Raw genomic sequence first — 25,039 nt, forward strand, 5'->3', positions numbered from 1 at the left:
TTGCTGTCTTATAATTCGTAGGAGTGTTCCTTGAAGTTGCCCAAGATATTGCTGATGTTGGTAATGGTGATGAAGGACTTGGGACTGGTTTGGGCGATAATTTTCTTGAGGGTATGCAGCTCATTTTGCTGAATAATGAGGATGATCATGTATTGTTTCTGGTGGGAATAGCCACCTTCCACTTCAATAATGGTCGAGCCCCGGCCCAGACGGGAGTTGATGGCGGACACGACTTCTTGCGGATTGAGACAGATAATGGAACATTGGATATAGGCCGAGAAGAAGCGTTGGATGGTCTTCATCGTCTGGTTACGGACGAAGCTCATAATCAGGGCATACATGACGTGTTGAATGTCGAAGGTCAGCCAAATCAAGCTGTAAACCAGGATGTCCTGCATGAGGAAGACCGTCGGGATGCTCCATTTGAAGCGCTTGGCCAGGAATTTACCGGTAATGTCGGTCCCACCTGTTGAAGCCCCCGCAATCAGCAGAAAGCTCATGGCAATCCCCGAGATAATACCACAGAAGATGGCGGCCACTAGGGAATCATGCAATTCAACTGGAGCTACCATATTAGGCAGGTTGTTAATGAGGAAGGAGGAGGCGAAGATAGTGGCCCCGGTTAGTAGGAGAAATTGCTTGCCGATATACTTGTAGGCAATGTAGAAGAGGGGGACGTTGAGGGCTAATTGGGTGGTCCCGATGGGAATGCCGAAATACTTCTGCATAATCAGCCCAATCCCGATAGTGCCACTGGCCCCGATCCCGTTATAAGGAACTAGCAGGCCGGCATAGACACTAAAAAGTAGGATGCCGATGACCAGGAAGAGGATGTCTTTGAGTCGTTTGTGTTGGTGGGGGGCATAGACGCCTTCAAGCAGTTGCATAATCGCAGTCAAATCCTTTACAGTATACTATTCATCTATCATTTTAATGATTCTGGGCTCATAAATCAAGGATAAGGGGGAGGACTTGGGGGTCAATTGCCTTTGTGCTATAATAGAGCTATCAAGGAGGTGTTAAGATGGAGCCAAGCAATGTTAGGAAACTGAGTCCAGAGGACAGGGACAAGCTGGTCCTTCAGCTGGAGCGGGAAGAGGCTGACCTGACTGAGCGCGACTACGATCGCTACCAGGAGCTGATTAAACAGGACCTAAGTGGTCTGACCGCTAAGAAAATCGTCCAGTCCCTGCTGGCTCTGCTTGATACCTTACAAGATGGTCTGCTCTTTGTCTTGGGCTTCGTGCTCTTGGTCCTAGTGGTAACATTCTTGAATGGTCATTTGGACCAGGCTTGGCCTTTCTTGAGGACCATGCTGACGGGGCTTTTGGCCCTAAGGCCAGACCAGTTTGTCTGGAACTTGACCTCGCTCTGCTTAGTCTTCCTAGTCGCGATGAATGTCTACAACCACTGGCGCTATCGTCAGGCCATGTTGAGATTACAGGTCTCAGTGGATGCCATGGTCCGGGTTCAGGCCGAAATTGCCCAGCGTCCTGTCGCCCTGACCCGTCTGGCTAGCTACCTCTACGAGTATGGCTTCCAACGCCTCTTAGCTGAGGAGGAGCAAGCCGACTAATACCGCATAGATTATAAGGAGGTAATCACTATGAAAGTCTTAATTGTTTATGCCTACCCAAACCATCAAGGTCTCAATGCTCAGATTCTAGCCCGAGTGCAGGCTGGGCTGGATGGCCGCCATGAGGTCAAGACCCTGGATCTCTACCAGGAGCATAAGGAAAAGGGCTTTGATCCCTGCCTAGTCTTTGACCAAGACCATAAACGTCGCGATTTAGACAAGGACCCTCAAATGGCTCCTTATCGCGACTTGGTGACTTGGGCTGACCATCTAATCTTCATCTATCCTATTTGGTGGGGCGGCATGCCTGCTATACTCAAGGGCTTTGTTGATCGCGTTTTGGTTAAGGGCTTTGCCTACGATTATAGTGATAATCCAATCCCTCAAGCCCTGCTTAAGGGGCGAACGGGATGGGTCATTACCACTCACGATACAGTAGGCTTCTTCGCCCGCCTCTTCATGCAGGATTATGGTCGCGTTTTAGCTCGCCATATTCTGCGCATGGTGGGCATTAAGCCAGTTCAACAAAGCCAATTAGCCTATGTGCGTGGCAGAAAGCCTGAGAAAATTGCGGCCTTCCTAGATAGAATTCAAGCCCAAGCGGCCAGCCTCTAAGAAGGGAGCCAAGTTAGTTGATGACAAGTCCCTTATTTGAAGCCTTTTTAAGCATTGCTAGAGCCCTTAATGAGCGGGGCCTTGTGCCACTCTTAATGGGCTCAGTCGGTCTGGAAGTCCGGACGGGCCGATCCTGGCAGGCGCGCGACCTGGACATCCATGTGCCGGGTGACCCGCGGGGGTGGGAGGCGCCTGACCACTTACGTATTTATGACTTTGAGCTGCTTGAAGGCCTGATGGAGGATCTAGGCTATGTCTTGGTAGACCGACACGAGCATGAATTCCAAGGGCCTGCCGGCTCAGTAGAGTTTGGCGCTCTGGATACTTTGCCAGACTTTGCCGGCGTGGCCTTGGAGGACCTGCCCCTGGAAGACTGTCAGGGGGTCCGCTTTTATTTACCTACCATGAGCCAGTATCTGGCCATCTACCGGGCTTCCTCCCAGGATTCCTATCGTAATGATCAAAATAATCATAAAGACTTCGCTAAGATCGCTTATTTAGAAGAGCGCTTAGCATTAGATTGTCAAATCAAGGAGTAAACCATGTCGCAAAAAGCTACCCCACCAAGGTCCCTGCCTAATAGCCATTTTCCGAGGCATCGCATCTATGGCCTAGGCCTTCGCTCTCGCTATGGGGCCATTGCCCGTTGCCTAGCAAGCCTACTTTTTATGTATATTTTTAGAGTTGCACTGATATTATTTGCTGCGCCTCTAATAGCCCGCTTGCTCTGGCTAATCCGCCAATGCTGGCTCATTCGCCGCCACAATAAGGAACGTTGGCACTACCTAGTCCAAAACTATCCCCAAGTGGAAAGCGATGACTTCCAGCCTGACCGGGAGTGGCCCGAGATTACCTGCATGGTCTATCAGAACCACCTAATCTTCTGGGGCGATGGACTAGAGGTCTGGCATTTCAATGATATTCTGACCATGGATTTCGATATTAACTGGGAAGAGCCCGACCAGAATATGCGGCCAGCTGAGTCCAGACGCCACCAACGCAACTGGTGGGGCCGACTGCAGAAGACTCGCTATCTGATTGTGTCCCTGGCTAACTGGCAAGTCCTAGAATTACGCCTGCCCAAGAGGGCAGAAGAAGTAGACTTGGAAATCGCCATTGACGAGCTCAAGGAATACTTTGCCAAGGCGGAGTATTAGTAGGTACCAACCTAGGCCAATCACAAAGGAGTCTACCATGATTAAACATCTTTTTTCTGATATGGACGGAACCATTCTGCGGGAGGACGGCCGCATTAGCCCGGAGACGGCCCAGGTCATTCGTCAAGTTGGCCTGCCCCTGACCCTGGTCTCGGCCCGATCGCCTATGGAAATGTGGGAAGCTATCGACCAGCTGGGCCTGCATGATGTCCATGTGGGCTTCAATGGGGGCTATATTTTCCAGGCCAGCCCTGAGGGCTACCAGGTCATTCATGAGGTCCGGATGGAATATGAATTAGCTAAGACCCTGGTCCTGGACTTAAGAGGCCGTTATCCCGACCTCAGCATCAGTGTCTTCGACGACCAGACCTGGTTTGTGGACCGCTATGATGCCTGTGTGGCCCACGAGCAGGACCTGACCGGTCTGGACTATGTCCTGGTGGACTATGAGGACTTCTTCCAGTCCCCTTGGCGCAAGGTTTTCAAGCTCATGCTAGTAACCTTCGACCATGATCTCATGGAAGCGATCAAAGCCTATCTGCCAGCAGCCTATCCAGAAGCCGAAATCGGTCTCTACCAGACCAGCATTCCTTATCTGGAAGTCACGCCGCACCTGGCCCAGAAATCCCTGGGTATCCAGTATATCCAGGAGCGAGAAGGCTTGACCCGCCAGGAACTCATGGCCTTTGGCGATGGGACCAATGACCTGGCCATGTTCCAGGTAGTAGGCCAGGCGGTGGTCATGGCCAATGCCAGTGAGGCCATTAAGGCCCAGGCTGACTATGTGACCCTAACCAATGAAGAAGACGGCGTGGCACATGCCTTGCTGCATTATTTGCCAAGTTTACAAGATAAATAAAGAGAGCCTCTGCCATCTGGCAGGGGCTCTTTGCTTGTTGTAGATTAGATTAGAAGAGGCCAGTCACCTTACCGTCGGCATCGATGTCGATACGTTCAGCGGCAGGGGATTTAGGCAGGCCTGGCATGGTCATGATGTCACCAGTCAAGGCCACGATGAAGCCTGCGCCGGCAGAGACCTTGAGTTTCTTAATGGTGACAGTGAAGTCCTTAGGTGCCCCAATCAGGCTAGCATTGTCGGAGAAGGAGTACTGGGTCTTGGCCATACAGATTGGCAGCTGACCGAATCCCAGGTCTTCCAGCTCCTTGAGTTCACGCTTGGCCGCTGGGGTCAGGCTGATGCCTGCGCCACCGTAGACCTTTTGGACGATTTGGGTGATCTTGTCTTGGATGGAATCTTCCAGGTCGTAGATGTAGCGGAAGTCCTTAGGAGCCTCCGTCAGAGCCACTACTTTCTCAGCCAAATCGCGACCGCCGGCCCCGCCTTGGCCCCAAACATCGGAGATGGATACGTCCACGCCACGGGCTTGGCAGGCTTGGTAGACGGCCTCCAGTTCAGCCTCGGTGTCGGTTGGGAACTTGTTGATGGCCACAACCACTGGCAGGCCAAAGGCTTCTTGGATGGTAGCCAAGTGCTTGTCCAAGTTAGGCAAGCCAGCCTTGACGGCCGCCACGTTTTCAGGACCTAAGTCGGTCTTAGGCACGCCGCCGTGCATCTTGAGGGCCCGGATGGTGGCAACTAGCACAACTGCGTCAGGCTCTAAGTCAGCCAGGCGGCACTTAATGTCTAAGAATTTCTCTGCCCCTAGGTCAGCGCCGAAGCCAGCTTCGGTGACCACATAATCGGCTTGGCCTAGGGCTAGCTTGGTGGCTAGGACCGAGTTACAGCCGTGGGCGATGTTAGCGAATGGCCCGCCGTGGACAAAGGCAGGAGTGCCTTCCAGGGTTTGAACCAGGTTAGGGTTGATGGCGTTCTTGAGCAGGGTGGCCATGGCGCCCTCAGCCTTGAGATCAGCGGCCGTCACGGGGCGGCCGTCGAAGGTATAGGCCACGATGATGCGGGCCAGGCGCTCTTTGAGGTCGGACAGGCTGGTCGCCAAGCAGAGGACCGCCATGATTTCAGAGGCTACCGTGATGTCGTAGCCGTCTTCGCGCGGTACACCGTTAATCTTGCCTTGTAGGCCGTTGACGATATGACGCAACTGGCGGTCGTTCATGTCGACCACCCGTTTCCAGGTGATGCGACGGCTGTCGATGCCTAGGGCATTGCCGTGGTGGATGTGGTTGTCCAGCATGGCTGCCAGCAGGTTGTTGGCTGCGCCGATGGCATGGAAGTCCCCGGTAAAGTGCAGGTTGATATCTTCCATAGGGATGACTTGGGCATAGCCACCCCCAGCGGCGCCCCCTTTGACCCCAAAGACTGGGCCAAGGGACGGTTCGCGCAGGGCGATGGCAGCCTTCTTGCCAATCAGGGTCAGGGCATCAGCCAGACCTACTGAGGTCGTGGTCTTACCTTCGCCGGCAGGCGTAGGGGTGATGGCAGTCACTAGGACTAGTTTGCCAGGCTTGCTTGCTTCTTTGGGCAGGGAAGCCAGGTCCACTTTGGCAATGTGATGGCCGTAGCGGAAGAGATTTTGGGGTTTTAAGCCCACTGAAGCAGCGATGTCTTCGATGGGGCGAGGGGTAACAGAGTTGGCAATTTCAATATCAGATAGATGGGTCATGGATTAGCGGTCCTCCTAGAATGCTTGGTAATGGCCAGCCCTTGCAAGGGGCTTCTGCTATGATTATAACAGAAATGTCAGGCCTTGTGGCTAAAAAAACGAATGGCCGGGGCCAAGAAAAATGGCTTCGTTCGTGTTTATGGTTAGGGCAAATTGGAGGGGCTAAGGTGCAGGACTCAAAATCTTTTGCCCCCGCACTCGCTCTGGCTAAGTCAAATTGGCTAAGAATGCCGCTATATCAAGGAAAAATAAGCCCTAAAAAATTTTAAGTCAATGGGGTTGACAACTAAAAGAGAGGGTGTTAAGATTTAAGTATAAACTTGTAACGCGGAAAGTTACAAGTTAGCATTTGACAATAAAGGAGGGTAGACTAAGACTTGTCCCAGTAGCCAATGGTAAACCAGGCAGACGGTTGCTTAAGCAGCCTTAAGTCGTCACAACCATGGTAAGAAAGTAAGAAATAGGATGTGAGTCTATGCAAATATCAAGTCGCTTTACCATTGCAATCCATTCATTGGCCGTCATCTATTTGAGACAAGACCAGCAGCGCGTGACCAGTAACTTCCTAGCGGAGAGCATTCAGGTCAACCCCGTGGTCGTGCGGTCGGTCCTATCCGGCTTGAAGGCGGCTGGCATTATCGAGTCGCGTCAAGGTAGTGGGGGATCACGCTTGGCCAAGCCCCTGGATGCCATCACTTTTTATGATATCTATGTCACGGTAGACAGTGTTGACAAGGATGGGCTCTTCAATTTCCATCCTAACCCACATCAGGACTGTCCGGTAGGCCGCAATATTCACCAAGCGGTGGATGGCAAATTGATACAGATCCAAGCGGCCATGGAAAATGAACTCAAGCGCATCACCATGCAAGATGTGGTGGAAGATTTAGAAAAGGCCATTGCGCAAAGCGCCCAATAATATAAGTAAATTAACTATCCCTTGGGGATTAGAATATAAAAAATAGAAAGAATAGAGGTAATTAATATGTCAAACTTTAACCAATTACAAGCAAAACGTCGTTCAGTTTACGCACTCGGTAAGGAGCTGCCAGTTTCTAACGACGCCCTAGTTGAAATCGTAGAAAAAGCCATGAAGGAAGCACCATCTGCTTTCAACTCTCAATCTAGCCGTGCCGTCATCTTATTCGGCAAAGAGTCTGAAGACTTCTGGAACGAGATTGCTTACAGCGAACTTGAAAAGGTAACGCCAGCGGAAGCTTTTGAAGGGACTAAGGGTCGTTTAGCAGGTTTTGCAGCAGGGGCTGGGACCATCCTCTTCTTCGAAGACCAAGAAGTCGTAGAAGGCTTACAAGCTAACTTCCCACTCTACGCTGACAACTTCCCAATCTGGTCAGAACAAGCCCACGGGATCAACTTATACGCAGTATGGTTGGCATTGGCTGAACAAAACATCGGCATGAACGTGCAACACTACAACCCATTAGTAGACGAAAAGGTAGCCGCTAAATACAATATCCCATCTACTTGGAAATTACGTGCCCAAGCACCATTCGGTAGCGTGGTAGCGCCAGCTGGCGACAAAGAATACATGGCTGACCAAGATCGCGTTAAGTCATTCGGTAAATAAGACAAGCTATAGCTAGTGGAGGACAGAGGTCTGAAGGACCTCTGTCTTTTTTGTGTCTGCCTCGGTTCGCCTTGGTCAGGTCGGGTACTTAGGCAAAGTGGAGCCCTTGTGGCGGGACCGGCTCCAGCCAGCCTGCGGCTGTCTTCCGCCTTGGCGGTCTATGGTGGCCTAAGTCGCTCCGCTCCAAGGCCACTCATGCGTCCGCCATCCTAGAGGCCACAAGGCCCACTTTGCCCGCACCCGACCTGGCCATGGCTGGGGACTATGACTAGGAAATTGGGGCTCAAGCCAAAGACTTGGCCTGGGGCTGGACCGGTTCGAGCCTGGCCCGCCAGTCTCTCGCCTTGCCTAGCTATTGAGTCCCTAAGTCGCTTCGCTCCAAGGGCCTCTAATACGCTAGTCATCTCTTGGGCCCCTGGCGCAAGTCTTTGGCCGCCCCGATTTCCTTAAGTTGGTGTTGAAGGTAGGGTGACGAATTAGTCGGCAAAGCCTGTATTTAAATGAAGTAGGCCTATTTATTTTCGGTTTAGAGGGCTATAATAAGGATGTAAGTAGAGTTATCAGCCAAAAGGAGGAAGCGTCATGTTTGTTGAAAATGATTATATCTTGCGCCAAATTAAGCAGGTCATTCGTAACTTAGCGGGCCTCTTGAATTTGCAGACGGTTTTTGATTTGCTGAGTGATACCCTCGACATTCGGGATGAGGCTACCGTCCTTAAAGTGACCAATGACTACTATGCGGAATTGATTCGGATAAAACTACAAAGCAAAGGGACGGACTACCTCAAGCGGCTGAGTGATACTTCTGGTGTGTCCCTTGAAGCCCTAAATAAACTGATAGACGGGCAAGAGATGCTAGATCAAGAACAAGTAGCACTTCTAAAAGCCTACTTTGGGGATTAATAGAGTGGATGTGAGTAGGTATTTTCGCTAAATTCTTTAGAAAAATAAGATTTGAAGTCAGATAGACAGATAAATCTTGTTGGCAACACAAAACTTTTTCGCTTCCTAGGCTTGGCAAGGCGGCTGCGGGGCAAAGTAGCCCTTGTGGCATTAGGATGGCGGGCGTATGAGTGGCCTTGGAGCGTAGCGACTTAGGCCACCATAGACCGCCAAGGCGGAAGACAGCCGCAGGCTGGCTGGAGCCGGTCCGCCGCAAGGGTCTAACTTTGCCTAGAGCAGCCGCCGTGGCCAAGCCAGAACAAGGCACAAAAAAGAGGCCCGAGGGCCTCTTTTTCTATCGCTTATTCCGAGAATTGGACGTTAACATTGCCAGTTGACGAGTGGGCCTTGACTTTCTTGCTGGCGCCTTCGTTTTCTTGGGTTTTGTTGCCCATGGTCTTGGTGTCGATTTGATAGTCCTTGCGTTTGCCTTGAATCGTGGCCTTAATATCACCCGTTGAAGAGGAAAGTTCAATGTCTGGCACGTCATTCAAGTCCTGAATATCTACTTCCCCAGTTGAACTATTGGCCTTGAAGGTCGTACCACTAGCCTGGGTTTGCTTGGTGCGGATATCACCCGTTGAAGCAGATAGGTCAAAGTTTTGGCCGGAAACCTGGTCAAGGCTAATCTTACCCGTTGAGGCAGAGACGTTAATATCCTTGCTAGCCTTAACCTTTTCTAGCTGGATGTCGCCAGTCGAGTCGTCGAGCTTGAGGTTGTCCTTGAGGTTAAGGTCGCTGACGGTGATGGATCCAGTCGAAGACTTGATGTCCACTTTGGCGGCCAGCTCCTTAGGAAGGGTAATGTTAATCTTGTGGGAATTGAAGATACCGAAGGGGTTGAAGGACCAGAAATTGAAGAAGAAGAACTGGCCCTTGGATTGCATAATCAGGCGAGAGCCTTCTTGCTTGATGTTATAGTTGACGCTGCGGTCTTCGGTGTAGTCAATCTTGATGTCGGATTGGTCAGTGCCTGTGACGGTCACATCCGCAATCGAAGCCTTGACGACCAACTCAGTCACATCGCTAGCTGAGGCTTGGTATTGTTTGTTCTCTGGGCTTCCTGCCATATTGAAGCGTGACAGGTCCCCACCCGATAGGGCGAAGGCCGTCCCAATGGACATCATGCCTAATATAATGAGAATAATGGCGGTTTTGGTCAGGTTTTTCATAAATAAGCTCCTTTCTAGGTGAGTCTAGTCACGACGAGAGTGAATCCAGCGCAGTCGATGGTTGAGATTGCGGAAGCCACGTTGGGCCCATGGCAAGAATAGGAGGCCTAGACCGACTAGGGAAAGACCTGCCCCGAAGTTGAAGAGGGCATTAATCAGGTTGAAACCGGAGGTGAAGGGGCTGGTCACTACCAGGAAAGCCCCACCGATGATAAAGGCAAAGACCATGGCATAAAAGGCGAAAAGTAGGGATGCCATCACCAATACCAAGGCAAAGCCTATAGCGCCGACCGTTATAATAAGTGGCAACCAGATGGGGAAGGTCAGGGCAATCAAGACCCATTGGCCACCCGAAATAGGGCGTTTGGGTTTGAGTTTTTGCTTGACCCGCTCAAAGGGTGATATTTCCGCTAGAATCCGGTTAGCAATTTCATCTAAGTCACCCAAGTCAGCTACGGCTTGCTCCTCAGTCATGCCCTCGTCTAGGCGGTCATCAATCATCTCATCGAAGAAGGACAGGGTGGTGGCCAGTTCTTCGTCGGGCAGGTCAGCCAAGCGCCCGGCTAGTTGGTGTTTGAAGTCGTATCTATTCATGTCGATCATCTCCTAGGATAAAGTGGTAGGCTTTCATGACGGCGTCCCAGTCCTGGAGAAAGTTCTGGATTTGACTGTGGCCGACATGGGTCAGGCGGTAGTACTTGCGTAGGCGTCCCTTATGCTCAATCGAGTAGGCAGCCACCGCCTGGTTGGCTTCCAGTCGCTTGAGGATGGGGTAGAGGGTGGATTCGGAGATCGGAATGTATTCCGACACATCTTTGACAATTTTATAGCCATAGGAGTCTTCTTGGCGCAGGGCGGCCAATACACAGACTTCCAAAAGGCCACGCTTGAGTTGAGCTTCCATAGGCGTTCTTCCTTTCTACACCTATACTATACAACGCATAGTATAATGCGTCAAGGGATATTCTGTCATAAAGAGTAAAATCGGTCTTAAGTCTGAGAAAAAAGAGGGGTTTACAAATGTAATCTAAGGTGTTATACTATAAATGAGGATTACACTTGTAATCCTAAAAATGAGATTAAGGAAGGTGATGACCATGTCACAAGAATATGCGGTTCAAGGCTTGTCTTGCGCTTCTTGTGCCCATGCAGTGGAAGTGGCCCTGCAGGCCGTAACGGGTGTCAAGTCAGCACAAGTGAATTTAGCAACTGAAAAAGTCAGCCTGGAGACAGAAGGGAGTGTCAGCCCCCTAGACTTGCAGGCAGCGGTCCAGGCGGCCGGTTATGATTTGGTCCTGCCCCAAGTGACGCAAAACTTCGCCCTGACAGGCATGTCCTGTGCCTCTTGCGCGGCCAATATTGAGTCTGCAGTCGGCAGCCTGCCAGAAGTCAGCGCGGCTAGCGTCAATCTGGCCACTGAAGTCCTGTCGGTGACCTACCAGCTAGGCGCTATTAATGAAGAAATAATTTGCCAAACCGTGGCAGAGGCCGGCTATCAAGCCCAGGTCCTAGCAGATCAAGCTGGAGCTAGCCAAGCCCAAATCCAGCAAGAGGCGGATCAGGCGGCCCAAGCCAAGGCTAGCCACCAAGCAGCCCTCTGGCGTCGTTTCTGGCTGTCGGCTATTTTCGCCTTGCCACTGCTCTGTCTAGCCATGGCCGAAATGGTAGGCCTGACCCTACCAACTTGGCTCAGCCATCGCGGGGGTGGCCAGCTCTTTGTTAGTCTGCAGCTGGCCTTGACCCTGCCTATTCTCTGGCTGGGGCGGTCCTTCTTCCTAAATGGCTTCAAGCATTTGGTCAAGGGCCATCCTAATATGGATTCTCTGGTGGCCCTGGGAACTAGCGCGGCGGTAGCCTATAGCCTCTATAGTAGTATTCAGGTCTGGTTGGGCAACCACCATGCGGCCATGTCCCTCTATTATGAGTCAGCCGGCGTCATCCTGACCCTGGTGACACTAGGTAAATATTTCGAAGCCCGGTCCAAGGGCCAGACCTCAGCCGCCATTCAGGCCCTGATTAAGCTGGCTCCTCAAGAGGCTCAGGTCTTACGAGAAGGCCAGGAAGTGACCCTGCCACTGGAACAAGTCCAAGTGGGCGACCTAGTTCGGGTGCGACCTGGACAAAAGATTCCGGTCGACGGCCGGGTAGTGGAGGGCCAATCCTGGGTGGACGAGTCCATGTTGACCGGTGAGAGCCTGCCGGTTGCTAAAAAGGTAGGCGACCAAGTGGTGGGCGCTAGCCTCAACCAGCAAGGGTCTTTAATTGTTGAAACCAATAAAGTGGGCCAAGACACCACCTTGGCGCAGATTATTCATTTGGTCCAAGCAGCGCAAGGCTCTAAGGCCCCTATTGCCCAATTGGCTGACCGGGTTTCGGCTGTCTTCGTGCCGGTAGTGATGACCTTGGCTCTAGTGGCTGGTCTGGCCTGGTACCTGATTGGCGGCCAGTCCTGGGGCTTTGCCTTGACCATTAGTATTGCAGTCCTCGTGATTGCTTGCCCATGTGCGTTGGGTCTGGCCACTCCAACCGCCATTATGGTGGGGACTGGTAAAGGGGCCGAGCAGGGCATTCTGATTAAGTCCGGGACCGCCCTGGAAATGGCCCACCAAGTGGACGCCGTAGTCTTGGATAAGACGGGTACCCTGACCCAGGGCCAACCCCAAGTGACCGATGTGCTGCCTCTGACAGGCTGGACGCCAGATCAGTTACTGGCCTTGGCAGCTGCGGCTGAAGTTAACTCTGAGCACCCACTGGGTCAGGCCATTGTGGCCGGTGCCCGTGAGCGGGAGCTGGCTTTGCCTGAAGTGACTGACTTCCAATCTCTGACCGGGTCGGGGATTCAAGTCCGGCTAGATCAGGCGACTTATTACCTGGGCAACCGACGGCTCATGCAAGAGCAGGGGCTGGATTTGGGTCAGGCAGAAGAGCAGGCGGCGGCTTTGGCGGCTGGGGGTAAGACGCCAATTTATGTGGCTAATGAGCATGAGCTCCTAGGCCTGATTGCGGTAGCCGACCCGCTTAAGGAGACTAGTCCGGAGGCTGTCCGCCGCCTCAAGGCCATGGGCTTGCAAGTCATTATGCTGACGGGCGACAATGCCAAGACAGCGCAGGCTTTGGCTGCAGAAGCTGGCATTGACCAGGTTATTAGCGACGTTCTGCCTGCGGACAAGGCCCAGGTAGTGGCTGATTTGCAGGCTAAGGGACTCAAGGTAGCCATGGTAGGGGACGGCATCAATGATGCGCCTGCCCTGGCCCAGGCAGATGTGGGCTTGGCCATTGGCCGGGGGACGGACGTGGCCATTGAGTCGGCTGACATGGTCCTCATGGGCTCTGACCTGACCAGCGTGGCGACCGCCATCAAGCTCAGTCAGGCCACCATCCGCAATATTAAGGAGAATTTATTTTGGGCCTTTGCCTACAATGTGTTAGGCATCCCGGTAGCCATGGGGATCTTGCACCTCTTTGGTGGGCCGCTCCTCAACCCCATGTTGGCAGGCGCGGCCATGAGCTTCAGCTCCGTCTCCGTCATTGTCAATGCCTTGCGACTGCGTCGTTTTAAGGCTTAAGTGAAAAAGGAGAGATTATAATGGAAAAAACTTATCTAGTAGAAGCCATGAAATGTGGTGGCTGTGCCAAGAATATTGAGAACCTACTTAGCCAGGTAGCCGGCGTCCAAGCCGTCACCACCGACCTAGCCAGCAAAAGCGTGACCGTCACCGGTCAAGTTGACCAAGCCAGCTTGCAAGAAGCATTGGCGCAAACTAAATATGTCCTGGCTACTAAGTAGTTGGGTTAAGGAGGAAGACTAGCTCTATGGGGCTGGTCTTTTTTCTTGGGTTTGGGGAAGGGAGCCTAGACAGAATGCCCGACGCTGAGAGCCAGTGGTCCACTCTCCAGAGTGGTCCACTGGCTAGGTCTGAAAGGCTGGGAAAGGGCCGGAAACCAGGGGAAGAGGCAGAGCCAGTGGACTACTTTTGAGAGTGGCCCACTAGCTGAGGCGAAAAGGCCGAGAAAGGGCCGGAAACCTGGAAAAATGGGAGAGCTAGTGGACCACTTTTGAGAGTGGCCCACTGGCTAGGCGAAAAGGCTGGAAACTGAGGAAAGAGGCAGAGCTAGTGGTCCACTAGCAAGGCAGAAGCTCCGGCCCCGAGCCCAAGGCTTGACAAGTTAGGGGCTCCCTTTTTATACTGACAAGGTTACTAACCAAGCAACTTAAAGGAGCAACACTATGTCCATTATTTCAAAGATTCTTATTACTTTATCGGCCTTGCTTTTCTTCTATATTATGTATCTGGAGACGGTGGCGACGACTTCGCAAGCTACCAGCCGGGTTTTCTCTATTAGTCGGGAGCAGCTGGCAGAGCCCAAGTTCAATACCCTCATGAAAAATCAAGGGGTCTACAACGGCTTTATTGGCGCGGCCTTGCTCTATGCGGCTTACTTTGCCTCGGCGCCTAAGGAGTTGGCCCTAGTCTTACTTATCAACATTCTGGTGGTGGCGGCCTATGGGGCAGTCACTAGCGACAAGGCCATTCTAGTCAAACAGGGCGGGCTGCCTTTCTTGGCTTTGCTTAGTCTCTTGTTTTAATAACAAAACCTAAGTTTATATAATTCTCAATAAAAAGTGCATATTCCTTGCTTTACTATCTAAGAGGTCTATAATGGTAGATAGAGATAGGGTCATCCTATCAAAAAAGTAAAGGAGTGTTTGATTATGTCAACCGTTCAACGTCTTAACGAAATCACAGCCAACTTAGGTGTTTTATATGCGAAATTGCATCAACACCACTTCTATGTAAAAGGCCAAGACTTTTACAAATTGCACGAACTTTTCGAAACGCAATATAACGAAGTTCACGAACAATTTGACGAAGTAGCCGAACGCATCCTCATGATTGGCGGCAAGCCAGTTTCAACTTTAGGTGAATTCTTAGCCTTGGCAACCATCAAGGAAGCGCCATACACGACTGAAAAAACAGGTCGTCAAATGGTCGAAGAAACAGTTGCCGACTTCGAGCTCTTCCGTACTCAATTGGAAGCTGCCATTCGTTCTGACATCGACGAAGTCAGCCAAGACCTCTTGATTGGTATGAAGGCTGTCTACGACAAGCACTTGTGGACCATGAAGGCTTACTTGGGCTAATAGAAATTTTTGGAGCTGAAGCCCCGAGCTTGGGCTCCTTTTTTGTGCTTATTTTTTGGCTAATGGCCCTATGATTTTTATCACTTTTATGTTAGTCTAAACGAGACCCAGTCCTCGGGACTGGACAAGTTTAGATTAAGATAATGAGGAAACCTTATGTCACCTACCCATACACACCACAAACCCCAACCCATCCGTCAGACCCTAAGTTTGATTAGGCGCCATGCCTTGGTCCTACTGTCCATGGGGACGGCCCTACAATTCCTAGTCAGTGGGCTAGGGGCCGGGCTGCTGGTCTATCTCTTCCGGCTGGCTCTGATAGCAGCCGACCAGACCAATCTGGATAAGAACAATATTAGTCATCTGCTGGCTAACCCGCTCTCTATTGGTATTCTGCTGGTCCTGGGGGCGGTCTTTGCCTTGCTCTTCTACCTGGAACTGTCGGCCATAGCATATGTGATTGATGCCTGTCGCCAGGGCAAACGCCTGTCCTATCGAGGCTTGCTGACCCATTCCCTGGGCCGGCTCAAATCCTTGACTGGGTTGGACTTTGTTAGTTTTTTTGGCTATTTACTGATTACCTTGCCAGTCAGTGGCTTGGTCCTCGAGTCCAGTCTGACGGAGGGCATTTATGTGCCGGAATTCATCACGGGTGAATTGATGAAGACCCCCATGGGGACGGTTATGGTGGGGCTGGTTTTTCTAGTCCTATCCTATCTCAACCTGCGTCTGATTTACACGGTTCCCCTCATGGTCATTGGCGACCAGGCCTTCTCCCAATCGCTTAAAATGAGTTGGCAGGCCACGCGCCAGGGCAAGCGCAAGCTAGTGGGCGCCTTGCTGGGCTTTGAAGTAATCCTGGCTATCTTGGGCTTTCTATTTATTATTCTAGGTGCCAGCCTAGCCTTCCTAATCAATACAAAGGGCGATAATCTCTGGTTCCAGGCCGGCGTCCTGACCCTCTATCGGGGCGTCAACTTTGCCTTTGGTCTCTTCACCAAGGTGGGCGTCATGTCCATTCTCTTGATTTTCTTGGGGCGGCCTTTGGAAAGTCAGCCTTACTTGCTAGCCCAGGCCAAGGGCAAACGCGGTTGGCGCTTCTATCTGCTGCTAGCCTTGCTGGGAGCCATGGCCTATGGGTCGGCTGCCTTTGAAGTCTTTTCTGGCGGTCTTAACAGCAAGCAGCAAGTCGTGGCCCATCGGGGCTATGTGGCCGAGGGAGTGGAGAATACTATCCCAGCCCTGGAAGCGGCGGCTGCCCAAGGGGTGGACCAAGTAGAGATGGATATTCTACTGACCAAGGATTTGCAGTTTGTGGTCATGCACGACTATAACCTCAAGCGTCTGGCTGGCATTGACCGCCGGGTTCAGGACATGACGCTGGCGGAAGTGGAGGGCCTGACCGTGCACCAGGACGGCCTGGAGGCCACCATTCCTTCCTTTGACGCCTATGTCAAACGGGCCAAAGAACTGGGCGTCAAGCTCCTAGTCGAGCTCAAGCCTCACGGGGGCGAGCCTGACAATTACGCTCAAATCTTTATCGACAAGATGCGCCAGCTGGGTGTGGAGACCCACTACAAGACCATGTCCTTAGACCTCAAGGTCATGGAAGAAATTGAGCGACTGGCGCCAGAAATCGAGACCGGCTATGTCATTCCCATCCAGCTAGGGGGCTTTGGCGACAATCAGGTAGACTTCTTCGTCATCGAAGACTTCTCCTATCAGGACTACTTGGCTGACCAGGCCCACGACCAGGGCAAGGCCGTCTATGTCTGGACCATTAATGATAATGAGAAAATCCGCAAATACCTGCAAAAACCGGTCGATGCCATCATCACGGATCAGCCGGATCAAGTGGCCAGCATCAGACAAAAGCTCCAGTCCCATCAGGGCAACTACTTGGACTATCTGCTCCAGTTGGCTTCGGGTAACTAGCTGGGTTGACTCGGGCTAACTAGCTCGCTTGGCTTGGACTTACTAGCCTGACTGGTTTGGGTTAACTAGCTTGGCTGGCTCGTGCTAACTCTTTTCCTAGTTAAGCCAATTGAAGCACACCTAAAAGAGGCCCCAGGGCCTCTTTTTTGCAGGCTTAAGTCGGCCATTTGTAGGGAATTTGTTACAGACACTGGGGGGTATTCATGTTACAATAAGGGGTGCAAGTATTGTATAGCCGATTAGAGCCAAAGGAGGGAGGCAAGAGATGAAACGGATTGCCACTTTAAACACAGGGGGAACTATCTCCATGAGTGAGGACCAGACTACTGGTAAGGTCTCCCCATCTTCCACCAATCCGCTCAGCCAGGAAGGCAATCTCTTCCGTTCTTTGGCTGACTTAAGCATCATTGACTTCTTCCACCTGCCGTCACCCCATGTGACGCCCCAACATATGTTGGAGCTGAAAAACTGGATTGAAGCCCACCAGGAGGAGTTTGACGGGGTGGTCATCACCCACGGGACCGACACCCTGGAAGAGACGGCCTATTTCCTGGAGTTGACCCTGGATCTGGACATCCCGGTCATCATTACCGGGGCCATGCGTTCCAGCAATGAGATGGGCTCGGATGGCCTAGCCAATTTGCGGTCGGCCATTGTCACTGCCGTCGCCGACCAGTCGCGGGGCAAAGGGGTCATGGTGGTCATGAACGAGGAAATTCACACGGCTACCTATGTGACCAAGACCCACACCACCAATGTGGCCACCTTCCAGACGCCAACCTTTGGCCCTAATGGGATTGTGTCTAAGAACCAGGTCCTCTACTTCCAGAAGTTACTGCATAGCGAGCACTATGAGCTCCAGGCCCTGACCAAGCAAGTAGCCCTACTCAAGGCCTACTCGGGCATGACGGCTGATTTGTTTGACCACATTGTGGACTCAGGCGCCTATAGCGGCCTGGTCATTGAAGGGCTAGGGGCAGGCAACCTGCCACCGGCGGCCTTGCCTGGCCTTCATAAGGTCTTGGCAGCTGGCCTGCCAGTAGTTATGGTGTCACGGGCCTTCAACGGCATTACGGAAGATGTTTACGACTATGAAGGGGGCGGCAAGCAGCTGCGCCAAGCCGGGGTCATCTTCACCCAGGGCTTGAGCGGGGTCAAGGCTCGTATCAAGTTGCTAGTCTTGCTTAACAGCCAGACGCCGGTCAATATCGCCCAGGCCTTTCATTTAGGGGCAAAATAAGTGAAAAATTATCAAAAAAGGGATGCCAAGGCGCCGTTTTTTTGATAAACTAATAGGGACAGTTAGAATGAGTAGAAAGGTGACCCATATGAGTCAAGTAACCCATATTGGATTAAGCTTCTTCGGCTACAACCGTAGTCAGGTAGAACGCGTCATTGAATCCAAGGATCAGCGCATCAGTGAGCTCGAAAAGCAAGTCGCTGACATCCAAGCACAAGTGACCAAGTTGCAAGCAGACATGGTCAAATATCAGGACATGGAACAAGCCCTTAAGGATGGGATTGTGGATGCCCGCCGCACAGGTAACCAGATTGTCCAAGAATCGACGGAAGAGGCCCAACGCCTAGTCGATCAGACCAACCAACAAGTGGTCCAATACAAGGAAGAGTTCGCCGCCTACAGCCATGATTTGGTGGAAGGCGGGGCCCAACTTAAGGACCAGCTCAATGAGATGAAGGCCCAAATGATGACTATTTTGTCACAGTATGAAGCCATCCTCAAAGACACTGACTTTGATGCCCTCTATCCAGAGAAGGAAGTCAATCGCTTCAATATACAGCTTAAGGAATATGTGGCCGACGAGGGCTTTAGCCTTAAGGGTCGGGAAGATTTAAGCCACCTCTTACAAGACGGCAGCCTGACCGAAGAAGAGAAGCAAGAATTGAAGAAATTAATCCAGGAAGTGATGACGGTCGAGCCTAATCAAGAGGCGCCCCAATCGAACGCTTCATCAACATCTGCCAAAGATAAGCATGACCAGGAGGACGACGCCTCCTCTCAGTTCCAAGCAGTCAAGAAAGTTGTCGGGTCTGATCAAGTCTATGAAGAAGCGCCCGTAGGGGAAGAGTCCTCCAGCTCAGTCAGCGACGCTGACCGCAAGCTCGTCCCTTTTAAACCCAAACACAACAAGAAGAAACGATCATAAGCCTCAAGTCCCGTGTCAACCAACCACGGGCTTTTGCTTACTAAGAAGGAGCATAACATGAGTTTAACAAGTCAAGTAGCCAAGCGCCGGACCTTTGCCATTATTTCTCACCCGGACGCGGGGAAGACGACCATCACCGAGCAACTCCTGCTCTTCTCGGGAGCCATCCGGGAAGCCGGGACGGTCAAGGCCAAGGGGAAGCAGTCTAAGAAATTCGCCAAGTCCGACTGGATGGAAATCGAAAAGCAACGGGGTATCTCCGTTACCTCTTCGGTTATGCAGGTGGACTATGATGGCTATCAAGTCAATATTCTGGATACGCCAGGGCACGAGGACTTCTCGGAAGATACCTACCGGACCCTGATGGCGGTGGATGCCGCGGTCATGGTGGTGGACTCAGGGAAGGGGATTGAGCCTCAGACCAAGAAACTCTTCGAAGTCTGCTCCATGCGTGGTATCCCCATCTTCACCTTCATGAACAAGTTGGACCGGGACGGTCGTGAGCCCCTAGAATTGGTGGCGGAACTGGAAGAAGTCCTAGGCATTGATGCCTATCCTATGAACTGGCCAATGGGTATGGGGAAAAACTTGCTAGGCCTCTACGACCTCTACAATAACCGAGTGGAACTACGCGGTCTGGACGGGGAAGAGGACAGCTATATTCCTCTAGATGAAGACGGGGAAGCCCAAGGCGACCATGCCTTCAAGCAATCCTCTATCTATTCTCAAGCCATGGAAGATGCCCAGCTCTTGTTAGAAGCGGGTAATGCCTTCGACCGTGAGCTCATTAACCGGGGTAAGTTGACGCCTGTCTTCTTCGGTTCAGCCCTAACAGGCTTCGGGGTCCAAACCTTCTTCGATGCCTTTGTGGATTTGGCGCCAGCGCCAGCGGCCGTAGAAGCCGAAGGAGAAGTAGTGGTCCAGCCAACCGATGAACGCTTTACTGGCTTTATCTTCAAGATTCAGGCCAACATGAACCCAGCCCACCGTGACCGGATAGCCTTTGTCCGTATCTGCTCCGGTAAATTCGAGCAGGGCATGAACGTGACCCTCAATCGGACCAAGCGGACCATCCGCATGGCCCACACCACACAATTCATGGCCGATACCCGGGAAGAAGTGCAAGAAGCCGTTGCCGGGGACATTATTGGTCTCTACGATACAGGCAACCTACAGATTGGCGACACCCTCTACACGGGTAATGCCGGTCTGCAATTCAAGCCACTGCCACAGTTTACACCGGAACTCTTCATGAAGGTAACACCTAAGAACGTCATGAAGCAGAAGTCTTTCCACAAGGGGATTGAGCAGCTGGTCCAAGAAGGGGCCATCCAGCTCTACAAGACCTACCATACCGAAGAATACATTATCGGGGCGGTCGGTCAGCTACAATTTGAAGTCTTCCAGTACCGCCTCCTGCATGAGTACAATGCGGAAGTGGACATGACCCCAATTGGCAACAAGATTGCCCGTTGGATTGACGAGAAGGACCTCAACCCTAACATGTCTTCCAGCCGTAACCTCTTGGCTAAGGACCGCTTCGGTCAGCCGGTCTTCTTGTTCGAGAACGCCTTTGCTGAAAATTGGTTCAAGGACAAGTATCCAGATATTGAATTGAAAAAATTACTCTAATCACTTGCTCATGGAAAGGAGCCAGGCCCATAAATACGCCAGTTACCCTCTTAGCAGATTTCTACAAACTCTCCCACCGGGAACAATACCCAGCCAAGACCGAATATGTCTACTCAGTCTTGACCCCACGTTCCAATGAACGGGCTCAATTTAGCCAACATGTGGTGGTCTTCGGGATCCAATACTATATCAAGGAATACTTGATCCGACGCTTCAACGAGGGCTTCTTCCAAAAGCCTAAGCGTCAAGTCATCGCCGACTATCAACGCTTCGTTAAGCATTCCCTAGGCTTGGACCCTGTCCCCGTGGCCCACTTGGAGGCCCTGCATGACCTGGGCTATCTGCCTATTAAAATTTCTGCCCTAGCTGAGGGGAGTCGGGCGCCTATCAAGGTGCCAGTCTTGACCATCGAGAATACCCATCCGGACTTCTTCTGGTTGTCTAGCTACCTAGAAACCACCATGCTCAACACCCTTTGGTTGCCGATGACTAGCGCCACGGTAGCCGATGGCTACCGCCGGATTCTGGAGAGCTTCAGCCTGCAAACTACAGGTGGGGTTGAAGGCGTGGACTTCCAAGCCCATGACTTCGGTATGCGGGGCATGAGTTCTGAAATGACCTCGACCGTCTCAGGCGCGGCCCATTTGCTCAGCTTCTTGGGTTCCGACACCATTCCAGCCGGTTGCTTCCATGAAGAATACTATGAGGCTGACTGTGAAAAGGCACCGATTATTATGAGTATTCCGGCCACTGAGCACAGCGTCATGTGTGCCTATGGCGAGGATAGCGAGCAAGAACTCTTCCGCCACCTGCTGACAGATGTCTATCCTAAGGGCTTTGTCAGCGTGGTGAGTGATAGCTGGGACTTCTGGCGCGTGGTAGGGGAATACCTGCCAGCCCTTAAGTCAGTCATTCTGGAACGTGAGGGCCGCCTGGTCATCCGACCTGACTCTGGCGTGCCAGAAGACATCCTCTGCGGGACGGTCCAAGAATTTGGCAAGGGCCAAACGCCAGAAGAAAAGGGTCTGATTGAGTGTCTCTGGGATACTTTTGGCGGCCAGGTCAATGACTTGGGCTACAAGGTGCTGGATCCGCATATCGGGGCTATCTATGGTGATTCCATTACCCTGGAAAGGGCCCAACTGATCTTAGAGCGTTTGGCAGCTAAGGGCTTTGCTAGCTCCAACGTGGTCTTCGGCATTGGTAGCCGCTCCTATCAATCCATGACCCGGGACTCCTTCGGCTTCGCCCTTAAGGCGACCTCAGTGGTCATCGACGGTCAGGAAAAGGCCATCTTCAAGGCGCCTAAGACCGACAAGGGCGGCACCAAGAAGTCGCAAAAGGGCCGGGTGCGGGTTTACCGCAATGACCAAGGCCAGCTGACCTACGAAGACGGCCATACCCGCGAAAGCTTGGCAGGCTGCGACAACTTGCTGCTGCCAGTCTTCGAGAACGGCCGTCTCTTGCGCCGGACTTCGTTAGAAGACATTCGCCAGCTGCTCAAAGAAAAATAATAGAAGCAAAAGAGACTGAAAGTTGGCCTTTCAGTCTCTTATTTTTTTATTTTATATAAGAAAAAAACCGCCTGCTTATAGGCGGAGTTCTAACTCGACAAAGTTGTGGGCCTCTAGGATTTCGACATTGTCGCGGTTGTTTTGCTGGAAGAGCTTGGCAATGGCAAAATCAATTTCCTTGGCGCGCACAGGGCGGTTCTTATTGATGACGATGATGTTCTTGTGGGTTGGGGCAGCTGAATAGAAGACGGTTGTGGGGCCCAGGGTGTAGACCTTAACAATGGATGCGTCCGAACATTCTAGCTGTTTAGTGACCAAGTCATAATGACTATTGGTGACGTCAATCATTTTCATACGAGACCCTCCTTTATTCTATTATAAGCCTTTTCAAACCAAAAATATAGGGGAATTTCTAGAAAAAAACCGCAAAGAGACATTTTCATGATAAAAAGCGACTAGGATGGGGCCAAATTAGGAAAGCGTTTAAAAAATTTTCGTCTTTAGGGTCATTTTTTCATGCTAGACGGTTGTTCTATCGGGAAAAAAATGTTATCCTAGTACGTGAAGAGATGTAATCGCCATTACATCCTCATCTTCTAAACTATTTTTTCAAAGGAGTTTTTTTGATATGGAAAAGAAAGAATTTCACGTTGTAGCTGAAACAGGGATTCACGCACGTCCAGCGACTTTGTTGGTACAAACTGCAAGCAAATTCTCTGCTGATTTAAACTTAGAATACAAAGGTAAATCTGTTAACTTGAAATCCATCATGGGTGTTATGTCATTAGGCGTAGGCCAAGGCGCTGACGTAACCATTACGGCAGAAGGTGCTGACGAAAAAGAAGCGCTTGAAGCTGTAACTGAAACTATGAAAAAAGAAGGCTTGGCTGAGTAATGACATACTTAGCGGGTATTGCAGCGAGTGATGGGATTGCCATCGCTCCTGCTTATTTATTAACGGAGCCAGATTTGAGCTTTGAGCGAGTAGCCGTAGCAGACACTGACGCCGAAGTTGCGCGTTTGGATGCTGCCTTGGCTCAAGCCAAAGAAGAGATCACAGCCATTCGTGACTTGGCATTAGACGCTTTAGGCGAACACGAGGCACAGGTCTTTGAAGCTCACTTGTTGGTATTAGGCGACCCAGAATTAACTGACCAAATCAAAAATACTATCCGTAACGAAAAGGTAAATGCGGAAGCAGCCTTGCGTGATGTAAGCGGCATGTTCATCCAATTGTTCAAATCAATGGAAGACAACCCATACATGCAAGAGCGTGCAGCCGACATCAAAGACGTATCTGAACGCGTACTTGCCGCTCTCTTAGGCGTTAAGTTACCAAGTCCAGCTACTATCTCTGAAGAAGCCATTGTCATTGCCCATGACTTGACTCCAAGTGACACGGCGCAATTGAACAAGAAATACGTTCGGGCCTTTGTAACAAATATTGGCGGACGCACCTCCCACTCAGCCATTATGGCGCGCTCTTTGGAAATTCCTGCCATTGTCGGGACCAAGGAAGTAACCCATGTGGTTAAGGATGGCGACTTACTGATCGTCGACGCCTTAGAAGGTAAAGTACTTGTTAACCCTAGCGAAGCGGAAGTAGCGGAATACCGCCAAAAAGCCCAAGCCTTCGCTGACCAAAAAGCAGAATGGGAGAAACTGGTCTCTGCACCATCCGTAACCAAAGACGGCAAACACGTGGAATTGGCTGCCAACATCGGGACGCCAAAAGACGTAGCCGGTGTCTTGGCTAACGGTGGGGAAGCAGTCGGTCTCTACCGGACTGAGTTCCTCTACATGGACTCTGCTGATTTCCCAACTGAAGATGAACAATACGAAGCTTACAAGGCCGTATTGGAATCAATGGCTGGCAAGCCAGTAGTGGTACGTACCATGGATATCGGTGGTGACAAAGAGTTACCATACTTGGAATTACCACACGAAATGAACCCATTCTTGGGTTACCGGGCAATCCGGATTTCCTTGGATCAACGCGACATGTTCAAGACCCAATTGCGGGCTCTCTTACGCGCGTCTGTTCACGGCAACCTACGGATTATGTTCCCAATGATCGCGACCTTGAGCGAATTCCGTTCAGCTAAGTCCTTCTACGAAGAAGTCAAGGCTGAATTAGTCGCTGAAGGCGTGGCAGTAGCTGACGGCATCCAAGTCGGGATCATGATTGAGATTCCTGCTGCGGCTGTCTTGGCTCATCAATTTGCTAAGGAAGTAGACTTCTTCTCTATCGGGACCAACGACTTGATCCAATACACCATGGCGGCGGACCGGATGAACGAGCAAGTCTCTTACCTCTACCAACCTTACAACCCATCCATCTTGACCTTGATCAAGCACGTCATCGACGCATCGCATGCTGAAGGCAAATGGACTGGTATGTGTGGGGAAATGGCTGGGGACCAAACGGCTGTGCCACTCCTCTTAGGGATGGGCTTAGACGAGTTCTCTATGTCAGCGACTTCGATCTTGAAGACGCGTTCCCTCTTAACCAAGTTGGACTCTCAAGAAATGAAAGCCTTGGCTGACAAAGCCATCAAGGAGTGCACCACTGTTGATGAAGTAGAAGCCTTGGTAGCTGAAGCCGTTGCTAAGGCAACTGGCCAAGCATAATAAGCTAAGAATTAGGAGACTAGGACGGCGGTCCTGGTCTCTTTTTGTGTGGGCTGGGGCTTTGGACTTGGGAGCTGGCTGAGGAGGGGAGGCTGACCCGGCTCAAGGTGGGTGCAGGGGAAGCCAACTGGTCAAGAAGGGCGGGGCGTCCACTCTCAAAATAGAGGCTATGAATCGCTCAAGAAAAGGGGCCTGTCCAGGCCAGACAGACCTTGACAAAGCCTGTCCCATGCCGTAAAATAGATAGGTATTCGACTTGCGAATACAGCATGTCTCAGTAGCTCAGCTGGATAGAGCATTCGCCTTCTAAGCGAACGGTCGGGGGTTCGAATCCCTCCTGGGATGTATGGATACGATTATACGTAATCAAAAAGCCCGATAAGACGG

At 51.5% G+C, this 25,039-nt stretch carries 26 protein-coding genes and 1 tRNA gene; 21 read left to right on the forward strand and 6 right to left on the reverse strand.

The genetic code is table 11. The annotated features are described in order from the left end of the window. Window positions 1-8: 8 nt before the first annotated feature. Window positions 9-887: a YitT family protein gene (locus ACO53F_RS04595; protein ID WP_485137484.1), complete on the reverse strand. Its 879-nt coding sequence runs from the start codon at window positions 885-887 to the stop codon at window positions 9-11. Window positions 888-1,024: 137 nt separating this feature from the next. Here ACO53F_RS04595 and ACO53F_RS04600 point away from each other — a divergent pair, with 137 nt between their 5' ends. The 5 genes from ACO53F_RS04600 (at window position 1,025) to ACO53F_RS04620 (ending at window position 4,207) form a co-directional block, all read left to right on the forward strand. Then, window positions 1,025-1,576, forward strand: a complete 552-nt coding sequence (locus ACO53F_RS04600; protein ID WP_485137485.1) for a hypothetical protein — start codon at window positions 1,025-1,027, stop codon at window positions 1,574-1,576. Between the two features lie 30 nt (window positions 1,577-1,606). Next, the gene (locus ACO53F_RS04605) at window positions 1,607-2,191 is read left to right on the forward strand and encodes an NAD(P)H-dependent oxidoreductase (RefSeq protein ID WP_485137486.1); all 585 of its coding nucleotides are present in this window, start codon (window positions 1,607-1,609) and stop codon (window positions 2,189-2,191) included. Window positions 2,192-2,211: 20 nt separating this feature from the next. Then, on the forward strand, window positions 2,212-2,730 hold the full coding sequence (locus ACO53F_RS04610) for a phosphoribosylanthranilate isomerase (protein WP_485137515.1): 519 nt from the start codon (window positions 2,212-2,214) through the stop codon (window positions 2,728-2,730). 129 nt (window positions 2,731-2,859) lie between these two features. Next, window positions 2,860-3,348: a hypothetical protein gene (locus tag ACO53F_RS04615; protein ID WP_485137487.1), complete on the forward strand. Its 489-nt coding sequence runs from the start codon at window positions 2,860-2,862 to the stop codon at window positions 3,346-3,348. Window positions 3,349-3,385: 37 nt separating this feature from the next. Continuing rightward, the gene (locus tag ACO53F_RS04620) at window positions 3,386-4,207 is read left to right on the forward strand and encodes an HAD family hydrolase (RefSeq protein ID WP_485137488.1); all 822 of its coding nucleotides are present in this window, start codon (window positions 3,386-3,388) and stop codon (window positions 4,205-4,207) included. A 49-nt stretch (window positions 4,208-4,256) separates the two neighbouring features. Here ACO53F_RS04620 and ACO53F_RS04625 read toward each other — a convergent pair whose 3' ends face one another. Continuing rightward, window positions 4,257-5,930 carry a formate--tetrahydrofolate ligase gene (locus ACO53F_RS04625; protein WP_485137489.1) on the reverse strand — a complete coding sequence of 558 codons (1,674 nt, stop codon included), beginning with the start codon at window positions 5,928-5,930 and terminating at the stop codon, window positions 4,257-4,259. A gap of 59 nt (window positions 5,931-5,989) precedes the next feature. Between ACO53F_RS04625 and ACO53F_RS04630 the strand changes: the two genes are divergently transcribed. The 4 genes from ACO53F_RS04630 (at window position 5,990) to ACO53F_RS04645 (ending at window position 8,421) form a co-directional block, all read left to right on the forward strand. After that, complete coding sequence (locus ACO53F_RS04630) at window positions 5,990-6,199, forward strand: hypothetical protein (RefSeq protein WP_485137490.1); 210 nt, start codon at window positions 5,990-5,992, stop codon at window positions 6,197-6,199. Window positions 6,200-6,405: 206 nt separating this feature from the next. Continuing rightward, the gene (locus ACO53F_RS04635; RefSeq protein ID WP_485137491.1) at window positions 6,406-6,849 is read left to right on the forward strand and encodes an Rrf2 family transcriptional regulator; all 444 of its coding nucleotides are present in this window, start codon (window positions 6,406-6,408) and stop codon (window positions 6,847-6,849) included. A 66-nt stretch (window positions 6,850-6,915) separates the two neighbouring features. Then, entirely contained in the window at window positions 6,916-7,518 is a 603-nt protein-coding gene (locus ACO53F_RS04640; RefSeq protein ID WP_485137492.1) for a nitroreductase family protein, read from the forward strand. Between the two features lie 582 nt (window positions 7,519-8,100). Then, window positions 8,101-8,421: a hypothetical protein gene (locus ACO53F_RS04645; protein ID WP_485137493.1), complete on the forward strand. Its 321-nt coding sequence runs from the start codon at window positions 8,101-8,103 to the stop codon at window positions 8,419-8,421. 341 nt (window positions 8,422-8,762) lie between these two features. Here the strand turns inward: ACO53F_RS04645 and ACO53F_RS04650 are convergent, their stop codons facing one another. From ACO53F_RS04650 to ACO53F_RS04660, 3 genes are read right to left on the reverse strand one after another with little or no spacing between them, the layout of a single operon-like run. Then, window positions 8,763-9,632 (reverse strand): DUF4097 family beta strand repeat-containing protein, encoded by an 870-nt coding sequence (locus tag ACO53F_RS04650; protein ID WP_485137494.1) that lies wholly within the window; start codon window positions 9,630-9,632, stop codon window positions 8,763-8,765. A gap of 24 nt (window positions 9,633-9,656) precedes the next feature. Beyond that, window positions 9,657-10,226 (reverse strand): DUF1700 domain-containing protein, encoded by a 570-nt coding sequence (locus tag ACO53F_RS04655; RefSeq protein ID WP_485137495.1) that lies wholly within the window; start codon window positions 10,224-10,226, stop codon window positions 9,657-9,659. Next, a complete protein-coding gene (locus ACO53F_RS04660) occupies window positions 10,219-10,536 on the reverse strand; it encodes a PadR family transcriptional regulator (protein WP_023391732.1) in 318 nt (105 codons plus the stop codon). The genes ACO53F_RS04655 and ACO53F_RS04660 overlap by 8 nt, the downstream gene beginning before the upstream one ends. A 187-nt stretch (window positions 10,537-10,723) precedes the next feature. Between ACO53F_RS04660 and ACO53F_RS04665 the strand changes: the two genes are divergently transcribed. From ACO53F_RS04665 to ACO53F_RS04705, 9 genes are all read left to right on the forward strand, one after another. After that, entirely contained in the window at window positions 10,724-13,198 is a 2,475-nt protein-coding gene (locus tag ACO53F_RS04665) for a heavy metal translocating P-type ATPase (protein WP_485137496.1), read from the forward strand. Window positions 13,199-13,218: 20 nt separating this feature from the next. Continuing rightward, window positions 13,219-13,419 (forward strand): heavy-metal-associated domain-containing protein, encoded by a 201-nt coding sequence (locus tag ACO53F_RS04670; RefSeq protein ID WP_485137497.1) that lies wholly within the window; start codon window positions 13,219-13,221, stop codon window positions 13,417-13,419. 441 nt (window positions 13,420-13,860) lie between these two features. Further along, window positions 13,861-14,220, forward strand: coding sequence for a DUF1304 domain-containing protein (locus ACO53F_RS04675; protein ID WP_485137498.1), 360 nt, complete (start codon window positions 13,861-13,863; stop codon window positions 14,218-14,220). A gap of 126 nt (window positions 14,221-14,346) precedes the next feature. Beyond that, entirely contained in the window at window positions 14,347-14,775 is a 429-nt protein-coding gene (locus ACO53F_RS04680) for a Dps family protein (protein ID WP_485137499.1), read from the forward strand. Window positions 14,776-14,931: 156 nt separating this feature from the next. After that, on the forward strand, window positions 14,932-16,710 hold the full coding sequence (locus ACO53F_RS04685; protein ID WP_485137500.1) for a glycerophosphoryl diester phosphodiesterase membrane domain-containing protein: 1,779 nt from the start codon (window positions 14,932-14,934) through the stop codon (window positions 16,708-16,710). Between the two features lie 265 nt (window positions 16,711-16,975). After that, entirely contained in the window at window positions 16,976-17,950 is a 975-nt protein-coding gene (locus ACO53F_RS04690) for an asparaginase (protein WP_485137501.1), read from the forward strand. An 88-nt stretch (window positions 17,951-18,038) separates the two neighbouring features. After that, complete coding sequence (locus ACO53F_RS04695; RefSeq protein ID WP_485137502.1) at window positions 18,039-18,875, forward strand: DivIVA domain-containing protein; 837 nt, start codon at window positions 18,039-18,041, stop codon at window positions 18,873-18,875. 57 nt (window positions 18,876-18,932) lie between these two features. Next, window positions 18,933-20,507: a peptide chain release factor 3 gene (locus tag ACO53F_RS04700; RefSeq protein WP_311466682.1), complete on the forward strand. Its 1,575-nt coding sequence runs from the start codon at window positions 18,933-18,935 to the stop codon at window positions 20,505-20,507. A gap of 29 nt (window positions 20,508-20,536) precedes the next feature. Continuing rightward, window positions 20,537-22,021, forward strand: coding sequence for a nicotinate phosphoribosyltransferase (locus ACO53F_RS04705; RefSeq protein WP_485137516.1), 1,485 nt, complete (start codon window positions 20,537-20,539; stop codon window positions 22,019-22,021). A gap of 75 nt (window positions 22,022-22,096) precedes the next feature. Here the strand turns inward: ACO53F_RS04705 and ACO53F_RS04710 are convergent, their stop codons facing one another. Then, window positions 22,097-22,375 (reverse strand): DUF1827 family protein, encoded by a 279-nt coding sequence (locus ACO53F_RS04710; RefSeq protein WP_035364153.1) that lies wholly within the window; start codon window positions 22,373-22,375, stop codon window positions 22,097-22,099. Between the two features lie 274 nt (window positions 22,376-22,649). Between ACO53F_RS04710 and ACO53F_RS04715 the strand changes: the two genes are divergently transcribed. The 3 genes from ACO53F_RS04715 to ACO53F_RS04725 all read left to right on the forward strand — a co-directional run bounded on the left by ACO53F_RS04715 (window position 22,650) and on the right by ACO53F_RS04725 (window position 24,997). Then, window positions 22,650-22,916, forward strand: coding sequence for a phosphocarrier protein HPr (locus ACO53F_RS04715; protein ID WP_023391747.1), 267 nt, complete (start codon window positions 22,650-22,652; stop codon window positions 22,914-22,916). Then, entirely contained in the window at window positions 22,916-24,652 is a 1,737-nt protein-coding gene (gene ptsP / locus ACO53F_RS04720; RefSeq protein WP_485137503.1) for a phosphoenolpyruvate--protein phosphotransferase, read from the forward strand. Before ACO53F_RS04715 ends, ptsP begins: the two co-directional genes overlap by 1 nt. 271 nt (window positions 24,653-24,923) lie before the next feature. Continuing rightward, window positions 24,924-24,997 (forward strand) — tRNA-Arg (locus tag ACO53F_RS04725). Window positions 24,998-25,039: the final 42 nt, after the last annotated feature.

The sequence above is a fragment of the Abiotrophia sp. genome (genome assembly GCF_057275535.1).

What these genes read in the sequence shown, in the direction of transcription:
- ACO53F_RS04595 (WP_485137484.1), bottom strand. Translation starts at nt 887, where the DNA reads ATGCAACTGCTTGAAGGCGTCTATGCCCCCCACCAACACAAACGACTC.
- ACO53F_RS04600 (WP_485137485.1), top strand. Translation starts at nt 1,025, where the DNA reads ATGGAGCCAAGCAATGTTAGGAAACTGAGTCCAGAGGACAGGGACAAG.
- ACO53F_RS04605 (WP_485137486.1), top strand. Translation starts at nt 1,607, where the DNA reads ATGAAAGTCTTAATTGTTTATGCCTACCCAAACCATCAAGGTCTCAAT.
- ACO53F_RS04610 (WP_485137515.1), top strand. Translation starts at nt 2,212, where the DNA reads ATGACAAGTCCCTTATTTGAAGCCTTTTTAAGCATTGCTAGAGCCCTT.
- ACO53F_RS04615 (WP_485137487.1), top strand. Translation starts at nt 2,860, where the DNA reads ATGTATATTTTTAGAGTTGCACTGATATTATTTGCTGCGCCTCTAATA.
- ACO53F_RS04620 (WP_485137488.1), top strand. Translation starts at nt 3,386, where the DNA reads ATGATTAAACATCTTTTTTCTGATATGGACGGAACCATTCTGCGGGAG.
- ACO53F_RS04625 (WP_485137489.1), bottom strand. Translation starts at nt 5,930, where the DNA reads ATGACCCATCTATCTGATATTGAAATTGCCAACTCTGTTACCCCTCGC.
- ACO53F_RS04630 (WP_485137490.1), top strand. Translation starts at nt 5,990, where the DNA reads ATGATTATAACAGAAATGTCAGGCCTTGTGGCTAAAAAAACGAATGGC.
- ACO53F_RS04635 (WP_485137491.1), top strand. Translation starts at nt 6,406, where the DNA reads ATGCAAATATCAAGTCGCTTTACCATTGCAATCCATTCATTGGCCGTC.
- ACO53F_RS04640 (WP_485137492.1), top strand. Translation starts at nt 6,916, where the DNA reads ATGTCAAACTTTAACCAATTACAAGCAAAACGTCGTTCAGTTTACGCA.
- ACO53F_RS04645 (WP_485137493.1), top strand. Translation starts at nt 8,101, where the DNA reads ATGTTTGTTGAAAATGATTATATCTTGCGCCAAATTAAGCAGGTCATT.
- ACO53F_RS04650 (WP_485137494.1), bottom strand. Translation starts at nt 9,632, where the DNA reads ATGAAAAACCTGACCAAAACCGCCATTATTCTCATTATATTAGGCATG.
- ACO53F_RS04655 (WP_485137495.1), bottom strand. Translation starts at nt 10,226, where the DNA reads ATGAATAGATACGACTTCAAACACCAACTAGCCGGGCGCTTGGCTGAC.
- ACO53F_RS04660 (WP_023391732.1), bottom strand. Translation starts at nt 10,536, where the DNA reads ATGGAAGCTCAACTCAAGCGTGGCCTTTTGGAAGTCTGTGTATTGGCC.
- ACO53F_RS04665 (WP_485137496.1), top strand. Translation starts at nt 10,724, where the DNA reads ATGACCATGTCACAAGAATATGCGGTTCAAGGCTTGTCTTGCGCTTCT.
- ACO53F_RS04670 (WP_485137497.1), top strand. Translation starts at nt 13,219, where the DNA reads ATGGAAAAAACTTATCTAGTAGAAGCCATGAAATGTGGTGGCTGTGCC.
- ACO53F_RS04675 (WP_485137498.1), top strand. Translation starts at nt 13,861, where the DNA reads ATGTCCATTATTTCAAAGATTCTTATTACTTTATCGGCCTTGCTTTTC.
- ACO53F_RS04680 (WP_485137499.1), top strand. Translation starts at nt 14,347, where the DNA reads ATGTCAACCGTTCAACGTCTTAACGAAATCACAGCCAACTTAGGTGTT.
- ACO53F_RS04685 (WP_485137500.1), top strand. Translation starts at nt 14,932, where the DNA reads ATGTCACCTACCCATACACACCACAAACCCCAACCCATCCGTCAGACC.
- ACO53F_RS04690 (WP_485137501.1), top strand. Translation starts at nt 16,976, where the DNA reads ATGAAACGGATTGCCACTTTAAACACAGGGGGAACTATCTCCATGAGT.
- ACO53F_RS04695 (WP_485137502.1), top strand. Translation starts at nt 18,039, where the DNA reads ATGAGTCAAGTAACCCATATTGGATTAAGCTTCTTCGGCTACAACCGT.
- ACO53F_RS04700 (WP_311466682.1), top strand. Translation starts at nt 18,933, where the DNA reads ATGAGTTTAACAAGTCAAGTAGCCAAGCGCCGGACCTTTGCCATTATT.
- ACO53F_RS04710 (WP_035364153.1), bottom strand. Translation starts at nt 22,375, where the DNA reads ATGAAAATGATTGACGTCACCAATAGTCATTATGACTTGGTCACTAAA.
- ACO53F_RS04715 (WP_023391747.1), top strand. Translation starts at nt 22,650, where the DNA reads ATGGAAAAGAAAGAATTTCACGTTGTAGCTGAAACAGGGATTCACGCA.
- ptsP (WP_485137503.1), top strand. Translation starts at nt 22,916, where the DNA reads ATGACATACTTAGCGGGTATTGCAGCGAGTGATGGGATTGCCATCGCT.